Source organism: Profundibacter sp. (assembly GCF_056498605.1).
The window spans coordinates 1-4,473 of sequence record NZ_JBSMEZ010000060.1; the positions used below are offsets into that span (position 1 = coordinate 1).

General features: G+C 54.4%; 7 protein-coding genes. 1 reads left to right on the top strand and 6 read right to left on the bottom strand.

Annotated elements, in window-relative coordinates:
* Window positions 1-170 precede the first annotated feature (170 nt).
* Both ACWB12_RS06205 and ACWB12_RS06210 read right to left on the bottom strand, forming a co-directional pair.
* The gene (locus ACWB12_RS06205) at window positions 171-1,142 is read right to left on the bottom strand and encodes a hypothetical protein (RefSeq protein WP_479529196.1); all 972 of its coding nucleotides are present in this window, start codon (window positions 1,140-1,142) and stop codon (window positions 171-173) included.
* A 488-nt stretch (window positions 1,143-1,630) separates the two neighbouring features.
* The gene (locus tag ACWB12_RS06210) at window positions 1,631-1,891 is read right to left on the bottom strand and encodes a DUF2312 domain-containing protein (RefSeq protein WP_118941894.1); all 261 of its coding nucleotides are present in this window, start codon (window positions 1,889-1,891) and stop codon (window positions 1,631-1,633) included.
* A gap of 116 nt (window positions 1,892-2,007) precedes the next feature.
* On the opposite strand from ACWB12_RS06210, the gene ACWB12_RS06215 reads away from it, so the two are divergent.
* The gene (locus ACWB12_RS06215) at window positions 2,008-2,223 is read left to right on the top strand and encodes a hypothetical protein (protein WP_479529197.1); all 216 of its coding nucleotides are present in this window, start codon (window positions 2,008-2,010) and stop codon (window positions 2,221-2,223) included.
* Here ACWB12_RS06215 and ACWB12_RS06220 read toward each other — a convergent pair.
* The 4 genes from ACWB12_RS06220 to ACWB12_RS06235 all read right to left on the bottom strand — a co-directional run.
* Complete coding sequence (locus ACWB12_RS06220; protein WP_479529198.1) at window positions 2,220-2,414, bottom strand: hypothetical protein; 195 nt, start codon at window positions 2,412-2,414, stop codon at window positions 2,220-2,222. The genes ACWB12_RS06215 and ACWB12_RS06220 overlap by 4 nt on opposite strands.
* A 24-nt stretch (window positions 2,415-2,438) precedes the next feature.
* Window positions 2,439-2,765, bottom strand: coding sequence for a TraR/DksA family transcriptional regulator (locus ACWB12_RS06225; protein WP_479529199.1), 327 nt, complete (start codon window positions 2,763-2,765; stop codon window positions 2,439-2,441).
* Between the two features lie 80 nt (window positions 2,766-2,845).
* Complete coding sequence (locus ACWB12_RS06230; protein ID WP_479529200.1) at window positions 2,846-3,973, bottom strand: FliM/FliN family flagellar motor switch protein; 1,128 nt, start codon at window positions 3,971-3,973, stop codon at window positions 2,846-2,848.
* A 42-nt stretch (window positions 3,974-4,015) separates the two neighbouring features.
* Window positions 4,016-4,473, bottom strand: a 458-nt coding sequence (locus ACWB12_RS06235) for a sensor histidine kinase (RefSeq protein WP_479529201.1), incomplete at its 5' end; no start/stop codon positions are given.

Here is a 4,473-nt window from a genome sequence, read left to right on the forward strand (position 1 = left end):
GGCTCCTGTTGTAACCAGTCCGGCACACCGATCCAGCGCTCGATGGCAAACAGGACAAGGCATATTACGATCACCCCCAAAACCAGCTTCACCCGCTTTGCACCGGGTGGGTGTCGCGCCCATCTGGACATGCGTAAAAGCTGCCAAATGTTCACTTGCAAATTGCCATTTTAGAACCGCCAACCGACGGACAGGTCGATGTTGCGCGGAACACCGCTACTGCCGTCCGAATAGCTTGCGTTGAAGTAGGTATTGTTCACAAACAGGTATTCAACCGCAATGCCGTAAACCGTAACACTGCTCCCGATATCGGGATTGATATTCATCACCGAAGCCGAAGTTGACAGGGAAGTCGTGAATTGCATTCTGCCATAAAGTTCCGCTGTGCGGGTATCCAGCGGCAGATTGCGTTCATCAATCCGAAACCCGACATCCAGATTATCGAAACTGGCTTCTACTCCCAGAGAATAGTTGCGGGTATTCAGTGTCCCTGTATCAATCCGCTCAACGGCCCCGAACAGGTCCAGTTCCGGCATCCGGCCGCTGGATTCAAACCTGTGACTAAAAGCCATCGCATAAAAATCGGCGTCCAGACCGGAATCGCTGATCCGGTTAAAGGATATTCCGATACCGGTGTTTCCGAACGCGGTATCATAACGGATTCCATAAGGGTGGTAATCTCCGGCCAGAGCCAGATAGGGCACCAATGAGTCAGTAAAGGGGGACAGTTGCAAATCCAGCCGGCTGTTCAATGCAAAAACACTTGTCGGAATATAGCCACGGTTCATCACCGAACGCGGCGCCCCGACTGAAACCCTGCCGCGGTCACCGAAATCGAACAACACGGCCGGGTAAAAAACACCCGAGTTGATACCGCCGCCGCCGCTTTCTTTTGCACCATCAAATCCCAGTGAAAATCCTAGCGAAAAAGAGGATGGCGGGCGGTTGGGCAGGTATGTCAGGTCAATATCGGCACGCGCAAAAGTGCCCGAATTGGTTTCATCATCAAAATACGACAAATCCGCATAGCCAGAAATGCTTACTCCACCCAATGAGAATAAAGGTTTCTGATCCACTTCTGCCATGACAGATTGTGCCGAAATAAAAGAGGTCCCAATAGCAACCAAGACAGAATGTTTCATAATAAATACCTAAGAAAGTGCCATTTGATAATTATTATCATACATTTTTATGTGAACACAATAAGGCTTCTCGCGCTTTACGATAAGAAAGGCGTGTAACTTATTGATATTAATCAGGATAGGAAATTATCAAACGCGACCAAACTGCAATTCGTTTACTCCATAAAAACCAGCCAATAATCCAAAATACAGGGTTGCTATTATTCTCTTGCTGGTTGTGACCTTAGGGCGTAGACCTATAAACCCTGCGCCACTGGCGGGATTGTCGCGAAATATCAACGGTTTGGGGTGCGCCGGAAATAGTGGTTCTATTTGCAAGCAGCCCAAGCCGTTGGAATGAAGCGACAATCCCGTCCTTCGGATTTGGCGGATTTTCCCTGTGAGAACACCTTAACTCGCTGATAATCAACCAGATTACGGCACTCGCTAAGCTATCCTCACAGACAAAATCTGCCAAACCAGTGGCGAAGGATTTATAGGTCTACGCCCTAGCTCATCCCCAGCGCTTCTTTATACATCTCCAGAACCGCCTCTTCCTCGGCGATGTCCTGTGCGTCGCGTTTGCGCAGTGCGATCAGTTTGCGCATCACCTTGGTGTCATAGCCACGCCCCTTGGCTTCTGCCATCACCTCTTTTTGCGCTTCGGCAAGGTCTTTCTTCTCGGCGTCCAGCCGTTCGATGCGTTCAATAAACTGGCGCAATTCATCGGCGGTTACACGGTAGCTGGTATCGGAAGATGTCTCGTTCATCACATATGCCCTTTGCTTGACTGGACCCTTCCCTAATACCCCAGCCCCGCGCATGCAAGGCTTGCCCAAGGCAAATTGATCGGTTAGCGGTGGGGAAACTTTGAAAGGTGCACGAAATGGACATTCTTATCTGGGCAGGTGCTGTGGTTTCCCTGATCGGGCTGGCCGGAATATTCTATTGCATTATTCTAGCCCTGAAAGCCAAACGCGCCAACCTGCCGGACGATGAAATGCGCGCCCGCCTGCAACGGGTCGTGCTGCTGAACATGGTCGCGCTATTCCTGTCAATGGTCGGGCTGATGATGGTGGTGGCCGGGATTTTTCTGGGTTAACTCTCGCTCTCGGGCTTGTCTTCCAATGCCAGTTCCAGAGCCAGAATATCTTCGGGCACCGGCAGGCCAAGCGATTTCAGTTCCGAGATTTTCTCGCGCAACTGTTCCTGCAAAACATGCGCATCCTCGGGGCGCTTGGCAATTTCGTCCATCAGCATCGTTATGCCGGCTTTCAGTTCCTCGAATGCCATCTGGTCACCTCGCGCGTTGGGTTTCTATGTATGTTTTGCGGCACATTTTGCACAAAACGGCGTATAGGGAAGTATATCAAGCCGTTCTTCGGAAATCTTGTCACCGCATTCGACGCAATAGCCGTATCCGCCTTCGTCCATCCTTTGCAATGCGGCTTTTATCATACGGATTTCAGCCTGAGCTGACAAGCCCATCCCCTCCAGCACCTCGTCCTCTTCCCGCTCGACAGCCAGTTCTTCCCAGTCTTTTGTGGTATGTGAATCCAGCTCGTCGTCAATTTGCAAAAGACGGGCTTCCAATTCTTTCAAGCGGTCATTCAGGGCGGCGCGTCGTTTCGAAATATCTGCCATATCCTGCTCTCCTTCTCGTTGAAGATATCGTAGGCGCAAAGCCCTCCAGCCTGCCTTGATATGGGTCAAACCCAATGGAATCAGCCAATTTCCATATCCATCGGCATGGCCGCCATCGGCATTTCTCCAATATCGACAGTAGGCAGATCATCCATCGGCGCCATCGGCAAATCCGGCAAGCCCCCTTCGCCGGCCATACCCATCGGCGCCATTGGCATTTCAGCAACAGTTCCCCCGTCAGGCGGACCAGGATCACTTGGCGTATCCACCACCGGCTCCGGCAGAACATCCGGAGTGACATTCACCATCCCCTCTCCGCTCACCGCAGGGGCATCTGCCGCAATGCCATCCGAAATCCGCAACGCCCTGTTGCCGTTTTGCTGCCCTAATCGTGCCACCCCGACAATTCGCCCGTCGACCCCTTCCAACTGCACAGCCCCAATCGCGCTTTGCGGCACGGGCACCAGATCACCGGGTTTGAATGCGCTGGCTTTGGCCAAAGGTATTTGCACCCGGTGCAAGACGGCATGCAGATCAACATGACTGGCCTGCACAGTCTTTTGCAACATTTGTGCCCAGTTGTGCCCGCCCTCTGCAACCGTATTCATATTTAAACCGCCATCCGCGGGCAACGCCAACAGCAATTCGCCCTGCTTTGCCCCGTCGGCCAGATCCAGTGCAATGCGAAACAAACGGTAATCCGTTTCCTCGATCCGCAAGCCCAGCAAACGCACATTTTCGACCCGTTCACCAAACCGGAACCCCGTGGCCCAGTGTTCCGCCGCACTGCCCGCCAGATGGCCCTCGAATTCCTGCAAAACCCGCTCCAGCAACGGCTCGCACATCGCGCTATCCGTTGCAGTGGCCCGCCGCTGTGTGGCGGGTGATTTCAACACCTGGCCCATGGTCTGCACCTCGATCAGCGCGGCCAGCGCCTGAATGTCCAGCGCCGCGACACCAAGGCCCCCTTGCGGCCCCTCCAGCAGCAACAGCAACGGATCATCCGACAAGGCATCCAGCAACCCCGGCTGGTTCACCCGCGATTCCGCCACGCCCTGCACCCGCAACGCCAGCGACAGTTCATCCTGTGCCGCCTTGGACAAGGCCAGCCGCAACGCCTTGGCCGGAGTCATCCCCGCCGATTCACTTTCGCCGCGGCCTGCCCCGGCCTTGCGTTGTAATGTGGTAAGCTGTGTTGTTTCGCCCATATTGTCCCGTCCGGCCCGAATATTGGCCCGACCTTAGCGGACTTATGGTTTAGATTTGGTTGACGTCGCACCATTCACCGCCAATGTCACCCGAAACGCAGCACCCCCCTGCCCCGGCAGGTAAATCACGCTGCCGCCAAGGTTGGCCATTATCTCGCGGCTGATCGCCAGCCCCAGACCGGCCCCGCCCGCTGCCCGCTGATCGCCAAGGCGTGAGAATTTCTCGAAAATCAATGGCTGGCTTTTGGCCGGTATCCCCGCACCGTTGTCAACGAAATCCACCTCGACGCGGCCGCCCTTGCGCCGCACCCTGATCCGCAATTCCGGCTGTTCGGCGTCGCAATATTTGCAAGCGTTGGCAATCAGGTTGATAAACACCTGCGACAGCCGGTCCGGATCGGTCAGCAGGGCCACCTGTTCGCGCGTCGGATCACGATGTATTTCCAAACAGCCATCGCCACCTGCCGATGTCACCGAGCGCTCGATTATATCCTGTAAAT

Excerpts from the sequence above, each read along its gene's own strand:
- ACWB12_RS06215 (WP_479529197.1), top strand. The coding sequence starts at position 2,008 with ATGGACATTCTTATCTGGGCAGGTGCTGTGGTTTCCCTGATCGGGCTG.
- ACWB12_RS06230 (WP_479529200.1), bottom strand. The coding sequence starts at position 3,973 with ATGGGCGAAACAACACAGCTTACCACATTACAACGCAAGGCCGGGGCA.
- ACWB12_RS06210 (WP_118941894.1), bottom strand. The coding sequence starts at position 1,891 with ATGAACGAGACATCTTCCGATACCAGCTACCGTGTAACCGCCGATGAA.
- ACWB12_RS06205 (WP_479529196.1), bottom strand. The coding sequence starts at position 1,142 with ATGAAACATTCTGTCTTGGTTGCTATTGGGACCTCTTTTATTTCGGCA.
- ACWB12_RS06220 (WP_479529198.1), bottom strand. The coding sequence starts at position 2,414 with ATGGCATTCGAGGAACTGAAAGCCGGCATAACGATGCTGATGGACGAA.
- ACWB12_RS06225 (WP_479529199.1), bottom strand. The coding sequence starts at position 2,765 with ATGGCAGATATTTCGAAACGACGCGCCGCCCTGAATGACCGCTTGAAA.